13 protein-coding genes are annotated in these 15,894 nt (G+C 74.3%); 6 read left to right on the forward strand and 7 right to left on the reverse strand.

What is annotated here, in order from left to right; translation table 11 throughout:
* The first annotated feature begins 99 nt into the window (after positions 1-99).
* Genes benA through ETU37_RS18880 form a run of 5 tightly spaced genes read left to right on the forward strand, consistent with a single transcriptional unit; the run spans position 100 to position 8,713 of the window.
* On the forward strand, positions 100-1,455 hold the full coding sequence (gene benA, locus ETU37_RS18860; protein WP_129988898.1) for a benzoate 1,2-dioxygenase large subunit: 1,356 nt from the start codon (positions 100-102) through the stop codon (positions 1,453-1,455).
* The gene (gene benB, locus ETU37_RS18865; RefSeq protein WP_206054036.1) at positions 1,452-2,000 is read left to right on the forward strand and encodes a benzoate 1,2-dioxygenase small subunit; all 549 of its coding nucleotides are present in this window, start codon (positions 1,452-1,454) and stop codon (positions 1,998-2,000) included. Before benA ends, benB begins: the two co-directional genes overlap by 4 nt.
* 31 nt (positions 2,001-2,031) lie before the next feature.
* Complete coding sequence (gene benC, locus ETU37_RS23890) at positions 2,032-4,608, forward strand: benzoate 1,2-dioxygenase electron transfer component BenC (RefSeq protein WP_129988899.1); 2,577 nt, start codon at positions 2,032-2,034, stop codon at positions 4,606-4,608.
* A gap of 59 nt (positions 4,609-4,667) precedes the next feature.
* Entirely contained in the window at positions 4,668-6,023 is a 1,356-nt protein-coding gene (locus tag ETU37_RS18875) for an MFS transporter (protein ID WP_129988900.1), read from the forward strand.
* A complete protein-coding gene (locus ETU37_RS18880; protein WP_206054038.1) occupies positions 6,020-8,713 on the forward strand; it encodes a helix-turn-helix transcriptional regulator in 2,694 nt (897 codons plus the stop codon). The genes ETU37_RS18875 and ETU37_RS18880 overlap by 4 nt, the downstream gene beginning before the upstream one ends.
* 21 nt (positions 8,714-8,734) lie before the next feature.
* On the opposite strand, the gene ETU37_RS18885 is transcribed toward ETU37_RS18880, so the two are convergent.
* The 4 genes from ETU37_RS18885 to ETU37_RS18900 are packed head-to-tail and all read right to left on the reverse strand — an operon-like array spanning position 8,735 to position 12,168.
* The gene (locus ETU37_RS18885; RefSeq protein ID WP_129988901.1) at positions 8,735-9,388 is read right to left on the reverse strand and encodes a CoA transferase subunit B; all 654 of its coding nucleotides are present in this window, start codon (positions 9,386-9,388) and stop codon (positions 8,735-8,737) included.
* Position 9,389: 1 nt separating this feature from the next.
* Positions 9,390-10,181, reverse strand: coding sequence for a CoA transferase subunit A (locus ETU37_RS18890; RefSeq protein ID WP_129988902.1), 792 nt, complete (start codon positions 10,179-10,181; stop codon positions 9,390-9,392).
* Complete coding sequence (gene pcaD, locus ETU37_RS18895) at positions 10,178-10,954, reverse strand: 3-oxoadipate enol-lactonase (RefSeq protein ID WP_129988903.1); 777 nt, start codon at positions 10,952-10,954, stop codon at positions 10,178-10,180. Before pcaD ends, ETU37_RS18890 begins: the two co-directional genes overlap by 4 nt.
* A complete protein-coding gene (locus ETU37_RS18900) occupies positions 10,951-12,168 on the reverse strand; it encodes an acetyl-CoA C-acetyltransferase (protein ID WP_129988904.1) in 1,218 nt (405 codons plus the stop codon). The genes pcaD and ETU37_RS18900 overlap by 4 nt, the downstream gene beginning before the upstream one ends.
* A 78-nt stretch (positions 12,169-12,246) precedes the next feature.
* Here ETU37_RS18900 and ETU37_RS18905 point away from each other — a divergent pair, with 78 nt between their 5' ends.
* Positions 12,247-13,128 carry a LysR substrate-binding domain-containing protein gene (locus tag ETU37_RS18905; protein ID WP_129988905.1) on the forward strand — a complete coding sequence of 294 codons (882 nt, stop codon included), beginning with the start codon at positions 12,247-12,249 and terminating at the stop codon, positions 13,126-13,128.
* A 12-nt stretch (positions 13,129-13,140) separates the two neighbouring features.
* Here ETU37_RS18905 and ETU37_RS18910 read toward each other — a convergent pair whose 3' ends face one another.
* Genes ETU37_RS18910 through ETU37_RS18920 form a run of 3 tightly spaced genes read right to left on the reverse strand, consistent with a single transcriptional unit; the run spans position 13,141 to position 15,815 of the window.
* The gene (locus ETU37_RS18910; RefSeq protein WP_129988906.1) at positions 13,141-13,476 is read right to left on the reverse strand and encodes an antibiotic biosynthesis monooxygenase family protein; all 336 of its coding nucleotides are present in this window, start codon (positions 13,474-13,476) and stop codon (positions 13,141-13,143) included.
* Between the two features lie 39 nt (positions 13,477-13,515).
* Positions 13,516-14,604 (reverse strand): DUF1015 family protein, encoded by a 1,089-nt coding sequence (locus ETU37_RS18915; RefSeq protein ID WP_129988907.1) that lies wholly within the window; start codon positions 14,602-14,604, stop codon positions 13,516-13,518.
* Positions 14,601-15,815: a phosphoglycerate dehydrogenase gene (locus ETU37_RS18920; protein ID WP_129988908.1), complete on the reverse strand. Its 1,215-nt coding sequence runs from the start codon at positions 15,813-15,815 to the stop codon at positions 14,601-14,603. Before ETU37_RS18920 ends, ETU37_RS18915 begins: the two co-directional genes overlap by 4 nt.
* Positions 15,816-15,894: the final 79 nt, after the last annotated feature.

The following is a 15,894-nucleotide window of genomic DNA, read 5'->3' on the forward strand; positions in this document are numbered from 1 at the left end:
GTGCCTAGGTCAGGACTAGGCATGTGCCTCGTGTGACGCCCGGCACACGCTGCCACGGTGGTCCGAACCCGTCAGGGACGGCAAGCCACTGGAGGACCCATGACCGAGACGCTCGATCACCTGGACGACGTGCTCGCCGACGCGGTTGTCGACGACGCCGCGGCCGGCATCCACCGCGCCAACCGCCGGATCTTCACCGACGAGGAGATCTTCGAGCTGGAGATGAAGCACATCTTCGAGGGCAACTGGATCTACCTCGCCCACGAGAGCCAGGTGTCCGAGCCCGGCGACTACGTCACCACCTACATCGGCCGGCAGCCGGTCGTGATCACCCGGGACAAGGACGGCGAGCTGCACCTGCTGGTCAACGCCTGCGCGCACCGCGGCGCGATGATCTGCCGGCGCAAGACCGACAACCGCACGACCCTGACCTGTCCGTTCCACGGCTGGACGTTCCGCAACGACGGCACCCTGCTGAAGGTCAAGGACCCCGACGGCGCCGGCTACCCCGACTCGTTCGACACGGCCGGCTCGCACAACATGACGAAGGTCGCCCGTTTCGAGGGCTACCGCGGCTTCCTGTTCGGCAGCCTGAACGCCGACGTGGTGCCGCTCGAGGAGCACCTCGGGGACACCACCAAGGTCATCGACATGCTCGTCGACCAGTCGCCCGATGGGCTGGAGGTGCTGCGCGGGTCGTCGACGTACACCTACGACGGCAACTGGAAGGTGCAGGCCGAGAACGGCGCGGACGGCTACCACGTCACCGCGACGCACTGGAACTACGCCGCCACCACGTCGCGTCGCAACACCGGCGACTCGAAGAACGACACCAAGACCCTCGACGCCGGCAGCTGGGGCAAGTCCGGTGGCGGCTACTGGTCCTACCCCCACGGCCACCTCTGCCTGTGGACCTGGGCGGGCAACCCCCAGGACCGGCCGCTGTGGGACCGGCTCGACGAGCTGAAGGAGCGCTTCGGCGACGCCAAGGGCGAGTTCATGGTGAAGGGCAGCCGCAACCTCTGCCTCTACCCGAACGTGTACCTGATGGACCAGTTCTCCACGCAGATCCGGCACTTCCGGCCGATCGCGCCGGACAAGACCGAGGTCACCATCTACTGCATCGCTCCCAAGGGCGAGAGCGCGGAGTCGCGGGCCTGGCGGATCCGCCAGTACGAGGACTTCTTCAACGCCTCGGGCATGGCGACCCCGGACGACCTGGAGGAGTTCCGCTCCTGCCAGCTCACCTTCCAGGCGACCGCCGCACCGTGGAACGACATGAGCCGCGGCGCCCAGCACTGGCTCACCGGCCCGGACGAGGTCGCCGAGGCGCTGGACATGCACGGCGTCGTCTCGGCAGGCCTGAAGAACGAGGACGAGGGGCTCTACCCCGTCCAGCACGGCTTCTGGCTCGACACCATGCGCGCCGCCGTGGAGAAGGAGAGGACCCAGTGACCACCGCACCCACCGCACCCAACACCGGTCCGGCCGCCGAGCCCCCCGGCTCCCGGCTCATCACGCAGAACGACCTGGAGCAGTTCCTCTACCGCGAGGCCCGCCACCTCGACGACCGCGAGTTCGAGAAGTGGCTGGATTGCTACGCCGACGACTGCGAGTACTGGATGCCGGCCTGGGACGACGACGACCGGCTGACCGAGGACCCGCGCACCGAGATCTCGCTGATCTACTACCCCAACAAGGGCGGGCTGGAGGACCGGGTGTTCCGGATCCGGACCGAGCGCTCGAGCGCGACGTCGATCCCCGAGCCGAGGACCAGCCACAACATCAGCAACGTCGAGGTCATCGAGCGCCGCGGCGACGTGGTCGACGTGCGCTTCAACTGGCACACGATGTACTTCCGCTACAAGACCGTCGACCCCTACTACGGCACGTCGTTCTACACGGTCGACTTCTCCGGCGAGAGCCCGCTGATCCGCCGCAAGACCGTGGTGCTCAAGAACGACTACATCCACCACGTCGTCGACGTCTACCACTTCTGATCCTGACCACCGGCCCGCCATCGGAGTTCCCATGAGCCACCAGGTCGCCCTGTCGTTCGAGGACGGCGTCACCCGCTTCGTCACCTGCGCGGAGGACCAGACCGTCGCAGACGCGTCGTACCGCGCCCGCATCAACATCCCGCTCGACTGCCGTGACGGCGCGTGCGGCACGTGCAAGGCACTGTGCGAGTCGGGGGAGTACGACGGGGGCACGTACATCGACGACGCGCTCGCCCCCGACGAGGCGGCCCAGGGGTACGTGCTGCCGTGCAGCATGAAGCCCCGCTCCGACCTGGTGCTGCAGATCGCCAGCACCTCGGCCGTCGCCAAGACCCGGGCCGCGACGTACTCCGGCACCCTGACCCGGCTCGACCGGCTGTCGCCGACCACCATCGCGCTGGGCGTGGAGATCGCCGACCGCGACGAGCTGGCGTTCCTGCCCGGCCAGTACGTCAACCTGGCGGTGCCCGGCACCGGCGAGACCCGCTCCTACTCTTTCAGCAACGCGCCCGACGACAAGGAGCTCACCTTCCTGGTGAAGCTGACGCCGGGAGGCCTGATGTCCGACTACCTGACCGGGGCGGCGGCCGTCGGGGACGAGGTCCGGCTGACCGGGCCGCAGGGCAGCTTCTTCCTGCGGGAGAGCAGCCGGCCGGTCCTGCTGCTGGCGGGCGGCACCGGTCTCGCGCCGATCCTGTCGATCCTGCGCCGGCTGCGCGACGAGGGCAGCGACCGTCCACTGCACCTGGTGTACGGCGTCAGCACCGACGACGACCTGGTCGAGCTCGACACCCTCGAGCAGCTGGCCGCGCAGCTGCCGTCGTTCAGCTGGGACCACTGCGTGAGCGACCCGGACAGCACGGCCCCCAACAAGGGCTACGTGACCGGCCTGCTGCGGCCCGAGCACCTCCACGACGGCGACGTCGCGGTCTACCTCTGCGGACCGCCGCCGATGGTCGAGGCGGTGCGGAAGCACTTCGCCGACGAGGGCGTGACGCCGACCGGGTTCTACTACGAGAAGTTCGCGCTGTCGGCCCCAGCGGCGCCGGCCGAGCCGACCCCACCAGCCGCGCCGCAGCCCGCTTCGACCGACACCGAGGTCGAGGCCGAACGCCCACCCGAGCCGGTGGCCGAGCCCGCGGTCCCGGTCGAGCGGGCCGCGACGGATGCCGGGCCGACGAGCCTCGTGCTGCCCGAGGGTGACCGGCTGCTGCCGGTCGCCGAGGCTCGCCGCGTCACCGGCCAGGACACCTTCCCGGCCCGCGAGGTCGCGCCGCTCGTGGCGCCGGCACCCGCCACACGGGGCGCCGCGCAGGAGGAGGACGCGCCGACCAGCAGTTGCTACGAGATCGGCGAGGACCACCCCTCGGTCCACGAGTCCGACGCGCTGTTCGAGGCCCGGCAGGCGCTCGAGCTCGGCGCCGTCGAGCTCACCATCGGGCGGCTGGACTCGCGCCGGCTCGCCGGCTACCGGCTGCTCGCCGAGTCCACGCTTCCGTACGTCGAGGGCGACCGCTTCACCGACGCCGCGGCGTACACCGAGAGCAACGCGGCCTTCCACGACTACCTGTTCACGCTCACCGGCAACGAGCACCTGCTGCAGGCCTACCAGGCGCTGGGCGTCAAGGGGCACATGGATCAGGTGCTCCGGCACGCCACCTGGTGCCACCCGCGCTGCCCCCAGGACCACCTCGACATCGTGGCGGCGTTCGAGGCCGGCGACCGCGAGACCGCGCGGCGCCTCGTCGTCGAGCACGCCGAGCGGTCGAAGGCCACCACGCGTCGCGCCATGGCCGACGCCCAGGCCCGGCTGCGGCCGCCGCACATCAGCCCCGGCCGCTTCGACGGGCTCGTCGTCCTCGTGACCGGTGCGGCGCAGGGGATCGGCGAGGCGACCGCGCGCCGGGTCAGCGCCGAGGGCGGTGCCGTGGTGCTCGCCGACCGCTCCGACCTCGTGCACGACCTCGCCGGCGAGCTCACCGGCGTCGGCCGCGAGGCGCTCGCCACCACCGCCGACCTCGAGACCTGGGCCGGCGCCGAGGCCGTCGTCGAGGCAGCCCTGGCCCGCTTCGGCCGCATCGACGTCGCCGTCCACACCGTCGGCGGCACGATCTGGGCCAAGCCCTTCCAGCACTACCCGCCCGAGCAGGTCCAGGCCGAGATCAACCGGTCCCTGTTCCCGACCCTCTGGTCGTGCCGCGCGGTCGTCCCGCACATGGCCGAGCGCGGCAGCGGCACGATCGTCAACGTCTCCTCGGTGGCGACCCGCGGCCTCAACCGGGTCCCGTACGCCGCCGCGAAGGGCGGCGTCAACGCCGTCACCACGGCCCTCGCGATGGAGATGGCGCCGTACGGCGTCCGCGTCGTCGCCACGGCCCCCGGCGGCACCGAGGCACCCGCGCGGCGGATCCCGCGCGGCCCGGCCCCGGAGTCCGCGGAGGAGAAGGCCTGGTACCAGACCATCGTCGACCAGACCGTCGACTCCTCGCTGCTCGGCCGCTACGGCACGCTCGACGAGCAGGCCGCCGCGATCACCTTCCTGGCCTCGCCCGAGGCGTCCTACATCACCGGCACCGTCCTGCCGGTCGCCGGCGGCGACCTGGGCTGACGCCCCGGTCGCCTCACCACCCTCCACCTCACCTCTCACCGACCCTCCGGGAGTCCGTCATGCCCGAAACCACTGCGACCCCGCCCGCCCACGACGAGGCGCTGCGCCGCCGCACCGTCACCTGGGTGGTCGTCCTGTCCACGCTCGCGCTCGTCTTCGACGGCTACGACCTCGTCGTCTACGGCACCGTCGTACCGACCCTGCTCGCCGACCCCGGCCAGCTCGGCGCGCTCACCCCGGCGCGCGCCGGCGCCCTCGGCAGCTACGCGCTCGTCGGCGTCCTGGTCGGCGCCCTCACCGCCGGCGCCCTCGGCGACTGGATCGGCCGCCGGCGCGTCCTGCTCGTCAACATTGCCTGGTTCTCCGTCGGCATGGGCGCCACCGCGCTGACCCACTCGGTGCAGACCTTCGGGCTGTTCCGCTTCCTCACCGGCGTCGGCGTCGGCGCCCTGGTCGCCACCGTCGGCGCGCTGGTCGCGGAGTTCGCCCCGCCCGGCCGGCGCAACCGGCTCAACGCCATCGTCTACAGCGGTGTCCCGGCCGGCGGCGTGCTCGCCGCGCTGGTCGCGCTCGCCGTGCCGGACTCGGCCGGCTGGCGGCCGCTGTTCTGGATCGGGGCGGCGCCGATCGTGCTGCTCCTCCCGCTCGCCGTCGCCAAGCTCCCCGAGTCCCCGAAGTGGCTGCTCGCGCGCGGTCGTGTCGCCGAGGCCGAGGTGCAGGCCGCCCGCACCGGCGTCACCCTGCCGACCGGACCGGCGCCCGTGCCCGCCGGCGCCGCCCGCGTCGGGTTCGGTGCGCTCGTCCGGCGCCCGCTCGCCTGGCCGACCCTGCTGCTCGGCACGATGAGCTTCGGCGGGCTGCTGCTCACCTACGGGCTCAACACCTGGCTCCCGCAGATCATGCAGGACAACGGGTACGGCGCGGGTTACTCGATGACCTTCCTGCTCGCGCTCAACCTCGGCGCGATCGTCGGCGGCCTGCTCGCCTCGGGCGTCGCCGACCGCGTCGGGGCCAAGCGGGTCGTCGCGACGACGTTCGTGCTCGCCGCCGCCACCCTGGTGCTGCTGCCGTCCGGCCTGCCGTTCCCGCTGCTGCTGGCCGCGGTCGCCGTCGCCGGTGTCGGCACGATCGGCACGCAGGTGCTGATCTACGGGCTCGTCTCGAACTACTACCCGACGCGCGCCCGCGCGGCCGGCGTCGCCTGGTGCGCCGGGTTCGGCCGGCTCGGCGGCATCGTCGGACCCATCGTCGGCGGCGTCCTGGTCGGCGCGGGAGTCGGAGGCACGACCGCCTTCTACCTGTTCGCCGGTGTCTCACTCGCCGGCGCCGCGGTCACCTCGCTCGTCCCGCGCGCCCAGGACGAGGAGGTCGTCGCCGCGCCCGCCACGGTCACCGCCTCTACTGTGAGCGTGTGACCGGACCGGTGCTCGTCGGTCGAGACGCCGAGCTCGCGGACCTGGTGCAGCGGCTGCACCGGGTCCGCGAGGATGGCGCGTCCCTGGTGCTGCTGTCCGGTCCGCGCGGCGCCGGGCGCAGCACCCTTCTCGCCACCGTGGCCGGCCGCCACGACGGTCCGGTACGGCGGGCCGTCGGCGCGCGCTGGGAGGCCCACCGTCCCGGTGCCGTGCTCGCCCAGCTCGCCGGGGCACCCGAGCTGCCGCCCGACGCGGTGCTCGCCGCCGGGGAGCTCCTCGCCCGGGTCGCGACCGACCCGGATGACCCGGTGCTGCTCGTCGTCGACGACGCGCACCACGCCGATCCGCACTCGCTGCAGGTGCTCTCCACGCTCGTCCGGCACCACCCGACGTGCCGCGTGCTCGTGCTGCTGTCGGCCGCTACCGGTCGCGGCGAGGACGTGCCCGCCGACGTGGCCGCGCTGCTCGCGTCGGCTCCCGACGCGCGACTGTCTCTCGCACCGCTCGACCGCGACGGGCTCGCGACGCTCGCCTCCGCACGGGGCGTCGCGCTGGCCCCGTGGCTGGTGGACCGGCTGCACCGGCACACGGGCGGACTGCCCGGCGCCGTCGTCTCCCTGCTGGAGGAGCTGCCCCGCAGCACCTGGAACCACGCCGACCCCGTGCTGCCCGCCCCGCAGGTCGTCGCCGCGGCCACCCGGGAGCGGCTGACCGGTCTGGACCCGGCCGCGCGCCGGCTCGTGGAGGCCGCCGCCGTGCTGGCCGGCGACCACGCGCTCGCGCTGGCGGGACGCCTCGCCGACCTGACCGACACCGGCGTCTGGCCCGCCGTCGAGGCCGCCACCCGCACCGGGCTGGTCGAGCTCACCGGCCCGCCCGGCGCGCACGACCTCGTGCCGGCCGACGCGATGGTCGCCGCGGCCGTGCGCGCCGAGCTCGGCGAGGTCGGGACCGCCGCCCTGCACACGCGCGCGGCAGCCCTGGTCGACGACCCGGTCGAGGCGCTGCGGCACCGCGTCGCCGCCACGGCCGGACCCGACCCGCAGCTCGCCGACGAGCTCGCCGAGGTCGCGGAGGGGCGCGCCGCGGCCGGCGCCTGGGGCGAGGCGGCCGGGCTGCTGACCGCCGCCAGCCGGCTCACCGAGGACCGCCTGCTCCGGGAGGCCCGGCTGACCCGGGCTGTCGACGCCCTCGTCGGCGCCGGTGAGGGGCGCAGCGCGATGTCGCTGATCCCGGAGGTCGAGAGCCTGCGCGAGACGCCGCTGCGCAACGCCGTGCTCGGCTACCTCGCCATCCTGCGCGGCCGCGCCACCGACGCCGAGGGGCGGCTGCGCCGGGCCTGGGACCTCGTCAACGTCGAGCGCGACCCCGCCGTGGCCGCGCTCATCTCGACCCGACACGTGCTGCACGCCCTGTCGCGCTGCCGCTGGGGCGAGCTCGTCGCCTGGGCCGACCGCGCGGTGGAGCTCGCCGGCCCCGACGACCCCGCTGCCGTCGAGGCGACCGCGATCCGCGGGCTCGGGCTCGTCGGGTGCGGCCGTCCGGACGAGGCGCTGCGGGCCTACGCCGACGTCTCAGCGCGGGTCCGGCACGGCGCCCAGGCGCAGCGCGTCCGACTCGGCTCGGGCTGGCTGCACGTCTTCGCCGACGAGCTCGACGAGGGACGCTCCGAGCTGGAGTCCGCCGTACCTACCGACCACCTGGGCGGGTCGGCGCGGATCTCCCTGTGGGCACGCGCGTGGCTGGCCCGCGCCCAGCTCCTCGCCGGCGAGTGGGACCAGGCCCTGCGCACCGTCGTCGGCGCCCGCGACCTCCTCGACACCAGCGGCATCGTGCTCGCCCGGCCGCTGCTCGACTGGACGGCGGTGCAGGTGCATGCGCTGCGCGGCGACCTCGCCGCGGCCCGGGCGGCGCTGCAGGACGCGGAGTCGGCTCCGCAGGACTACGAGGTGATGGTCGTCCCGACCCTGCTCGCCCGCGCCGCCCTCGCGGAGGCGCAGCTCGACCACGAGGGCGTGGTCCGCGCCCTCACCCCGCTGCGCACACCGTCGATGGCCGAGGCGGTGGCCGAGCCGGGCTACTGGCCGTGGGCCGACCTGTTGGCCACGTCCCTCGTCGCGCTCGGCCGGGCCGACGACGCCGACGCCGTGCTGCGGCCGCACGAGGAGCGCGCCCTGGCCCAGGGACACCGGTCGACGCGCTGCCGCCTCGCCCGGGCCCGGGCCCGCCTGCACGCCGCGAACGGCGACCTCGCCGCCGCGCGCGCGTCCTTCGAGGCCTCGCTGGAGGCGGTCGAGGAACTTCCGCTGCGCCTGGAGCGCGCCGGCACGACGTACGCCTACGGCCAGGTCCTGCGCCGCGCCGGCAAGCGTCGCGAGGCGGACACGCTCCTCACCGCCGCCCGGGACGAGTACGTCGGCCTGGGCGCCGAGACCTACGTCGCCCGCTGCGACCGCGAGCTCAAGGCCGGCGGCGTGCACGCCAGCCGCGGCGACCGCGGACCCGAGGAGCTGACGCCCCAGGAGGAGGCCGTCACCGAGCTCGTCGCCCGCGGCCTGTCCAACCGCGAGGTGGCCGCGGAGCTGTACCTGTCGACCAAGACCGTCCAGTACCACCTGACCCGGGTCTACGCGAAGCTCGGCGTCCGGTCCCGGACCGAGCTGGCGGCGAGCCGCGGGCCGACCTCCTGAGCCACCCGTCCGTCGGGTGCGTCAGGCCGGGACGGACTCGCGCACCGGCGCACCGGTCCGGGCGGCGAGCTCGTCGAGCGAGACACCCGGCGCCAGCTCCACCAGCGCGAACCCGTCGCCGGCGACGTCGAGCACGCCCAGGTCGGTGATCACCCGGGACACCACGCCGCGGCCGGTCAGCGGCAGCGAGCAGGTCTCGAGCAGCTTGGGCTCGCCCTTCCGCGTCACGTGGTCCATCACCACGATCACCCGGCGGGCGCCGCTGACGAGGTCCATCGCGCCGCCCATCCCCTTGACCAGGGCACCCGGCACCATCCAGTTCGCCAGGTCACCCGCCATCGACACCTGCATGCCGCCGAGCACCGCGACGTCGACGTGCCCGCCGCGGATCATCGCGAAGCTGGTGGGGGAGTCGAAGTACGACGCGCCCGGCTGCACCGTCACGGTCTGCTTGCCGGCGTTGATCAGGTCGGGGTCGATCTCGTCCTCGTAGGGGAACGGGCCCACGCCGAGGACGCCGTTCTCGGCGTGCAGCGTCACCGTCGACCCCGGCGGCAGGTGGTCGGGGATCATCGTGGGCAGGCCGATGCCGAGGTTGACGTACTCGCCCGGCCGCAGCTCCAGCGCGGCCCGGGCGGCCATCTCGTCGCGGGTCCATCCGGCGCGGTCGGTCATGTCAGCTCTCCTCCTGCGCCCCGGCGGGACGCTCACCGCGCGTGGTGCGCTTCTCGATGTCCTTGCGGGCGGCCTGCTCGGGGGTGAGCGCGACGACCCGCTGCACGAACACGCCCGGCAGGTGCACCTCGTCCGGGCCGATCTCGCCGACCTCGACGACCCGCTCGGCCTCCACGATCGTGAGCCGGCCCGCCATCGCGGCGGCGGGGTTGAAGTTGCGGGCGGAGGCGTGGAAGACGCAGTTGCCCGCCCGGTCGGCGACCGCGGCCCGGACCAGCGCGACGTCGGTGACGATGGACTCCTCGAGCACCATCTCGCGACCGTGGAAGGTCCGCACCTCCTTGGGTGGCGATGCGAGCGCGACGGTGCCGTCGGGGTGGTAGCGCCACGGCAGGCCGCCCTCGGCGACGAGCGTGCCGACGCCCGTCGGGGTGTAGAAGGCGCCGATGCCCGAACCACCGGCACGCAGCCGCTCGGCGAGCGTGCCCTGCGGTGTGAGCTCGACGGTCAGCTCGCCGGCGAGGTACTGCCGCGCGAACTCCTTGTTCTCCCCGACGTACGACGCGATCACCCGGCTGATCCGGCCTCGCTCCAGCAGCAGGCCGAGGCCCGCGCCGTCGACGCCGCAGTTGTTGGACGCGACCGTCAGGTCGTCGGCGCCCTGGTCGAGCAGCGCCTCGATGAGGAACCAGGGGATGCCGGCCAGGCCGAACCCGCCGACGGCGATGCTCGCGCCGCTCGGGATGTCCGCGACGGCGGCGGCCGCGCTCGGGACGGTCTTGTCGAGGCTCACGGCTGCTCCCGGGTGAGGTGGTCGATGATCGCCGGGGTGATCGTCCCCGGCTGCTGGGCGTTGGCGAGGTGGGCGGAGTCCGGTACGACGAGCAGCCGGGCGTCCGGCACCGCCGACGCGATCCGCTCGAGGTGGTAGGGCGGGGTGGCGGGGTCGTCCGCGCCGGCGATCGCCAGCGTGGGCGCGGCGATCCGCGGCAGGTCGTCGCGCAGGTCCATCGCGGCGATCACCTCGCAGCAGGAGGCGTAGCCCTCGGCCGGGGTGTCGGCGACCATCTGCTCGCCGGCCTTGCGGACGTCGGGGTGCGCCTCCAGGTAGCCGGGGGTGAACCAGCGGCCGACGACCGCCTCGGCGACGGCGGCGGTGCCCTCGGCGCGCACGGTCGCGGCGCGGTCGGTCCAGGCGGAGGCCGGCGCGAGGTGGGGGCCGGTGCAGAGAGCGACGAGCCGGTCGACCCGCTCGGGGTCGCGTGCGGCGAGCCGCATGCCGGTCATGCCGCCCAGCGAGAGGCCGACGACGTGCGCCCGGTCGACGCCGAGGCGGTCGAGGAGCGCCACGACGTCGTCGGCCAGGTCGTCGATCGTGTAGGGGCCGTCGGGCACCGGCGACCGGCCGTGCCCGCGGGTGTCGTAGCGCACGACGCGGAAGTGCTCGGCGAGCGCCGGCTCCTGCGCGTCCCACATCCGCAGGTCGGAGCCCAGCGAGTTGGACAGCACGACGACCGGGGCGTCCGCCGGCCCCGACACGACGTGGTGCACGTCGACGGCGCTCACGACGCGACCCGCTCGAACACCGCGGCCAGGCCCTGCCCGCCGCCGATGCACATGGTCTCGACGCCGTACCGTGCCTCGCGGCGGTGCATCTCGTAGGCCATCGTGGCGAGGATCCGGGCGCCGGTGGCGCCGACCGGGTGGCCGAGCGAGATGCCGGAGCCGTTGGGGTTGAGCCGCTCGTCGGTCGGGTCGACCTTCCACTCGCGCAGGCAGGCGAGCACCTGCGCCGCGAACGCCTCGTTGAGCTCGATCAGGTCCAGGTCGTCGAGGGTCAGCCCGGCCCGGTCGAGCGCCGCGGCGACGGAGGGGACGGGGCCGATGCCCATCACCTCGGGACCGACGCCCGCGACCGCCCACGAGCGCAGCGCGAGCAGCGGCCGGAGCCCGCGCCGGTCGGCCTCCTCGCGGGTGGTGACGACGCACATCGCGGCTCCGTCGTTCTGGCCGCTGGCGTTGCCGGCGGTGACGGTCGACTCGGGGTCGATCTTCTGGCGCACGGGTCGGAGGCCGGCGAGCTGCTCCAGGGTGGTGTCGGGGCGCGGGTGCTCGTCGCGGTCGACCACGACGTCGGGCTTGCCGCGGCGGCCGGGCACCGTGACGGGGACGAGCTCGTCGGCGAACCGGCCCGCGTCGTGCGCGGCGGCGGCGCGCTGCTGGGAGCGCACGCTGAGCTCGTCCTGCTCCTCGCGGGAGATGGCGTACTCGCGGCGGAGGTTCTCCGCGGTCTCGAGCATGCCGCCGGGCACCGGGTGGTGCCGGCCGCCGGCGGTCTCGCGGGCGCGGTCGAGGCGGTCCATCAGGTCGATGCCGCCCTGCCGGACGCCGGTGCGCAGACCGAGCGCGTAGTGCTCCACCTGCGACATCGACTCGGCCCCGCCGGCGACGACGAGCCGGGCCGCTCCGGTCGCGACCTGGCCGGCGGCGTACAGCACGGCCTGGAGACCGGAGCCGCAGCGCCGGTCGAGCTGGAGGCCGGGCACGCCGGTGCCGAGCCCGGCGTCGAGCGCAGCCACCCGGCCGATCGCGGGCGACTCGCCGCTGGGGTAGCACTGGCCCAGCACGACGTCGTCGACGTCGCCCTCCTGCAGCCCGGTGCGGCGGACGAGCTCGCCGAGCAGTCCGGAGGCGAGGTCGGTGGCGCTCAGCGACGCAAGCGCGCCGCCGTAGCGTCCGACCGGGGTGCGGACGGGCTCACAGATCACGACGTCGGTCATGGGGTCCACGCTAGGCCGGATCGCTGATATGGAGAAGTATCTGTTTCGCCGCTATTGAGACTCTGCGAGTATGAACGAATGGAGCTCCGCCACCTGCGCTACTTCGTCGCCGTCGCCGAGGAGCGTCACTTCGGCCGCGCCGCCGAGCGGCTGCACATGGCCCAGCCGCCGCTGTCGCAGCAGATCCGCCGGCTCGAGGACGAGCTGGGCGTGCGGCTGCTCGACCGGACCACCCGGCGGGTCGAGCTCACCGCGGCCGGCTCCGCCTACCTCGTCCGGGCGCGTGCGCTCCTCGCCGGTGTGGACGACGCGGGCGAGGAGGTGCGCCGGGTGGCCGCGGGCCTGAAGGGCCGCCTCGTGGTCGGCTGCGTCGGCTCGGCGACATACAGCCTGCTGCCGGCCCTCGCGCGCCGGCTCCACGAGGAGCTGCCGGACGTCGACGTCTCGTTCCGCGGCGAGATGCTCGGGCCCCAGCAGGCGGCCGCGCTGCTCGACCGGGAGATCGACCTGGCGCTGCTCCGGCCGCCGGTCGACGAGCCGTCCCTGCGGCTGAGCCGGGTGCGCGAGGAGCGGCTGATCGTGGCGCTGCCCGACGGGCACCGGCTCGCGTCGCGCCGCCGTCTCGGCGTGTCGGACCTGCGCGGTGAGGACCTGGTCGTGCACACCGCGCGCGGCTCGGTGATGTACGGCGCGGTCGTGGCGCTGTGCCGTGAGGCGGGGTTCGAGCCGCGCATCCGGCACGAGGTCGCGGAGACCTCGACGCTCGTGACGTTCGTGGCGGCCGGCCTCGGCGTGGCCGTGGTGCCCGAGCCGGTCTCGGAGCTGGGGATCCGGGGGACGACGTACCGGCCGCTCGTCGCCCGCGACGCGCGGATCGACCTGGTGGCGGCGGTGCGTGCCGACGACGACTCGCCGGCGCTGGCCCGAGCCCAGGAGGTGCTCGCGGCGCTCGTCGGCTAGGACAGCGCCTGGTCAGCCTGGCTGCGCACCGATGATGGGATCGAGGTCAGCACCGACCACGTCGTAGTGGTCGGCGTGGGAGTCCTTCTCGGCGAGGAGGTCGTCGTCGCCCGGGTAGAACTTCGCCCGTCCGGGGTCGTCACCGGCGAACGCCTTGACGGCGTCCATCGAGGTCCACAGGGAGACCGTGGTCACCTCGACCAGGTCGCCCCGCTGGCGCCGGAGCACCAGGACTCCGAGGTTGCCGGGGGTCTCGCGGTAGTCGCGGACCCCGGTGTCGTCCTGGTGCCGGAGGTACGCCTCGGCATCCTCCGGTCGGACGGCGCCTCGCCACGTGCGCAGGATCATCGGCCTCTCCTCTCGTGTCGGGTCAGGTGGTGGTCCGCATCAGAGCTGGAAGATCCCGGCGCACGGCTTCGGCGCGAAGTAGGTCGACTTCGGCGGCATCACCTGGCCGAGGTCCGCGACCTCGGTGAGCGCCCGGAGCGCCGGCGGGCGGAGCAGGAAGAGCGCGCCGCCGTCGGCGTCGCAGCGGGCGACGAGGGCGTCGAGCGCGACGTGGTCGGGGTGCACCTCGAGCCGGGGATCGCCGGGCCCGTCGATGCCGAGGGCGGGGCCGAGGAGACGGTCCTGGAGGAGCGTCACGTCGAGGCCGGCCACCCCGTGGGCACGCTCGGCGCCGACGGCGAGGTGGTGCCAGCGTCCGGCGACGTACAGGTCGACGCCGTCCGTCCCGGACGGTCCGGTGGTGGCGGTGACGGTGAAGCGGGTCGCGGCCGCGGCGAGCAGCGCGTCGCCGTCGACCGGACCGACGACGCGGCGGTGGAACGACGACAGGGCGAGCCCGTCCAGGGGGTAGAGCACGCACAGCACCCCGGCGTCGGCCGGATGGCCCGCGGTGTCCCAGGCTCGCAGCCGGGCGGCCACCCGGTGGTGCCCGTCGGCGACGTAGTGCACGCCCTCGCCGAGCGGGGCGAGGAGCCCGGCGGCCTGCGGCTCGGCGTGGACCTGCCACAGCGTGTGCTCGAGCCCGTCGGGTCCCGCGAAGTCGAGCAGCGGCTCGCCGCGCACGACGTCGTCGACGCGCGCCGCGAACGACGCCCCGCAGCCGTGCAGCAGGGCGACGGGCTCGGCACGCCCGGGTTGGTCGGCGTACACGGAGACCAGGGCGTCGACGCGGTGCGGCTCGACGGCCTCGTGGCCGCGCACGCGGCCCTCGGCGAACGAGCGGAGGGCGACGTCGGCGACGACCCCGACGTGGTCGGTGCCGGCCCGGCGGATCCGGTAGACGTAGACGGCCCGGGTCGCGGGGGAGTACGCCGACGGGGGCAGGTCGACCGACGGGCGGTCGCGCTGCAGGTGCAGCGCGTCCACCATCGGGGTGACGGCCCGAGCGGCCCACTCCTGCCGGACCACGCGCGCCGTGAAGGGGCGGACCGGGCCCGGGGCGCCGCCCGCGTCGGCGGCAGCCGTCATGCGCTGTCGATGGTGGTGGAGGAGACGCCGAGCACGTCCGACGAGGCCCCGAGCTCGGCGACGAGGTCGTCGGTGACCACACCGTCGACGTCGATGGTCGCGACGGCCGCGTCACCGCCGCGGAAGACCCGGTTCTGCATCTGCTCGACGTTGAGCCCCTTGCGGCTGAGCAGGTCGAGCACGCGGGCCAGGACGCCCACCCGGTCGAGGTGCCGGACGGTCAGGGTCGAGGACCCGATCCGGCTCGGAGTGAGGTTCACGCAGTGCGGCGGCTCGCCCCGGACGAAGGCGTCCACGATCTCGACGACGCCGTCGGCGATGGCGTCCTGGGCCTGCTGGGTGGACGCCCCGATGTGGTGCGTGCCGACGACGCGCGGGTGCTGCGCGAGCCGGGAGGTCCACTCGGCCTGGCCGCTGCCCGGCTCGTCGGCGTAGACGTCCAGCCCGGCGCGCAGGTCCTTCTCGTCGAGCGCCTCCAGCAGCGCGTCCTCGTCGACGAGCTCGCCGCGCGAGGTGTTGAGCAGCACGGCGCCCGGCTTCATCAGCGAGAGGAAGTCCTTGTCGACCAGCCCGACGGTGTCCGGGCTCGACGGCAGGTGCAGGGTCACCACGTCGCAGGCGGGCAGCAGGTCCTCGAGGGTCTCGACGGTCCGCACCCGCAGCTCCTCCAGGCGCGCGGTGGTGCGGGCGCTCCGGCCGGGCTTGCTCAGCGCCATGACGTGCATCCCGAAGGCGGCGGCGCGCTGGGCCACCTCCAGCCCGATCGAGCCGAGGCCCAGCACGCCGATCGTGGCGCCGTACAGCCCCTGCGCCGCGCTGTAGCTCTTCTTGTCCCAGCGCCCGGCCCGCAGGTCCACCGTGCCGTCGACGATTCGCCGGTCGACGGCGAGCAGCAGGCCCAGGGTCAGCTCGGCGACGGCGATCGCGTTGCGGCCGGGCAGGTTGGCGACCAGCACGCCGCGGGCGGCGGCGGTGGCGGTGTCGATGGTGTTGGTGCCGGCGCCGGCGCGGATCACCAGGGCGAGCCGGTCCGCGCCCTCGAACACCTCCGCCCCGACCTTGGTGCTGCGCACCACCAGCACGTCGAACCCGGCCACCCGGGCGGCCAGGTCACCGGCCTGCAGGGTGGGCTCGACCACGCAGGTGTGGCCGCGGGCCTCCAGGTCGGTGACGGTCGACTTCCCGACGGAATCGGCAAAGAGCACACGCATGTTGACCTCCGCCGGCCACACGGCCGGATCGCTCGGACCAACGGTGCCCGGAGGCCACCCCGAGGCTCTTGGCCGGGCC

It is taken from the genome of Nocardioides iriomotensis (assembly GCF_004168035.1).
GTDB lineage: Bacteria > Actinomycetota > Actinomycetes > Propionibacteriales > Nocardioidaceae > Nocardioides_B > Nocardioides_B iriomotensis.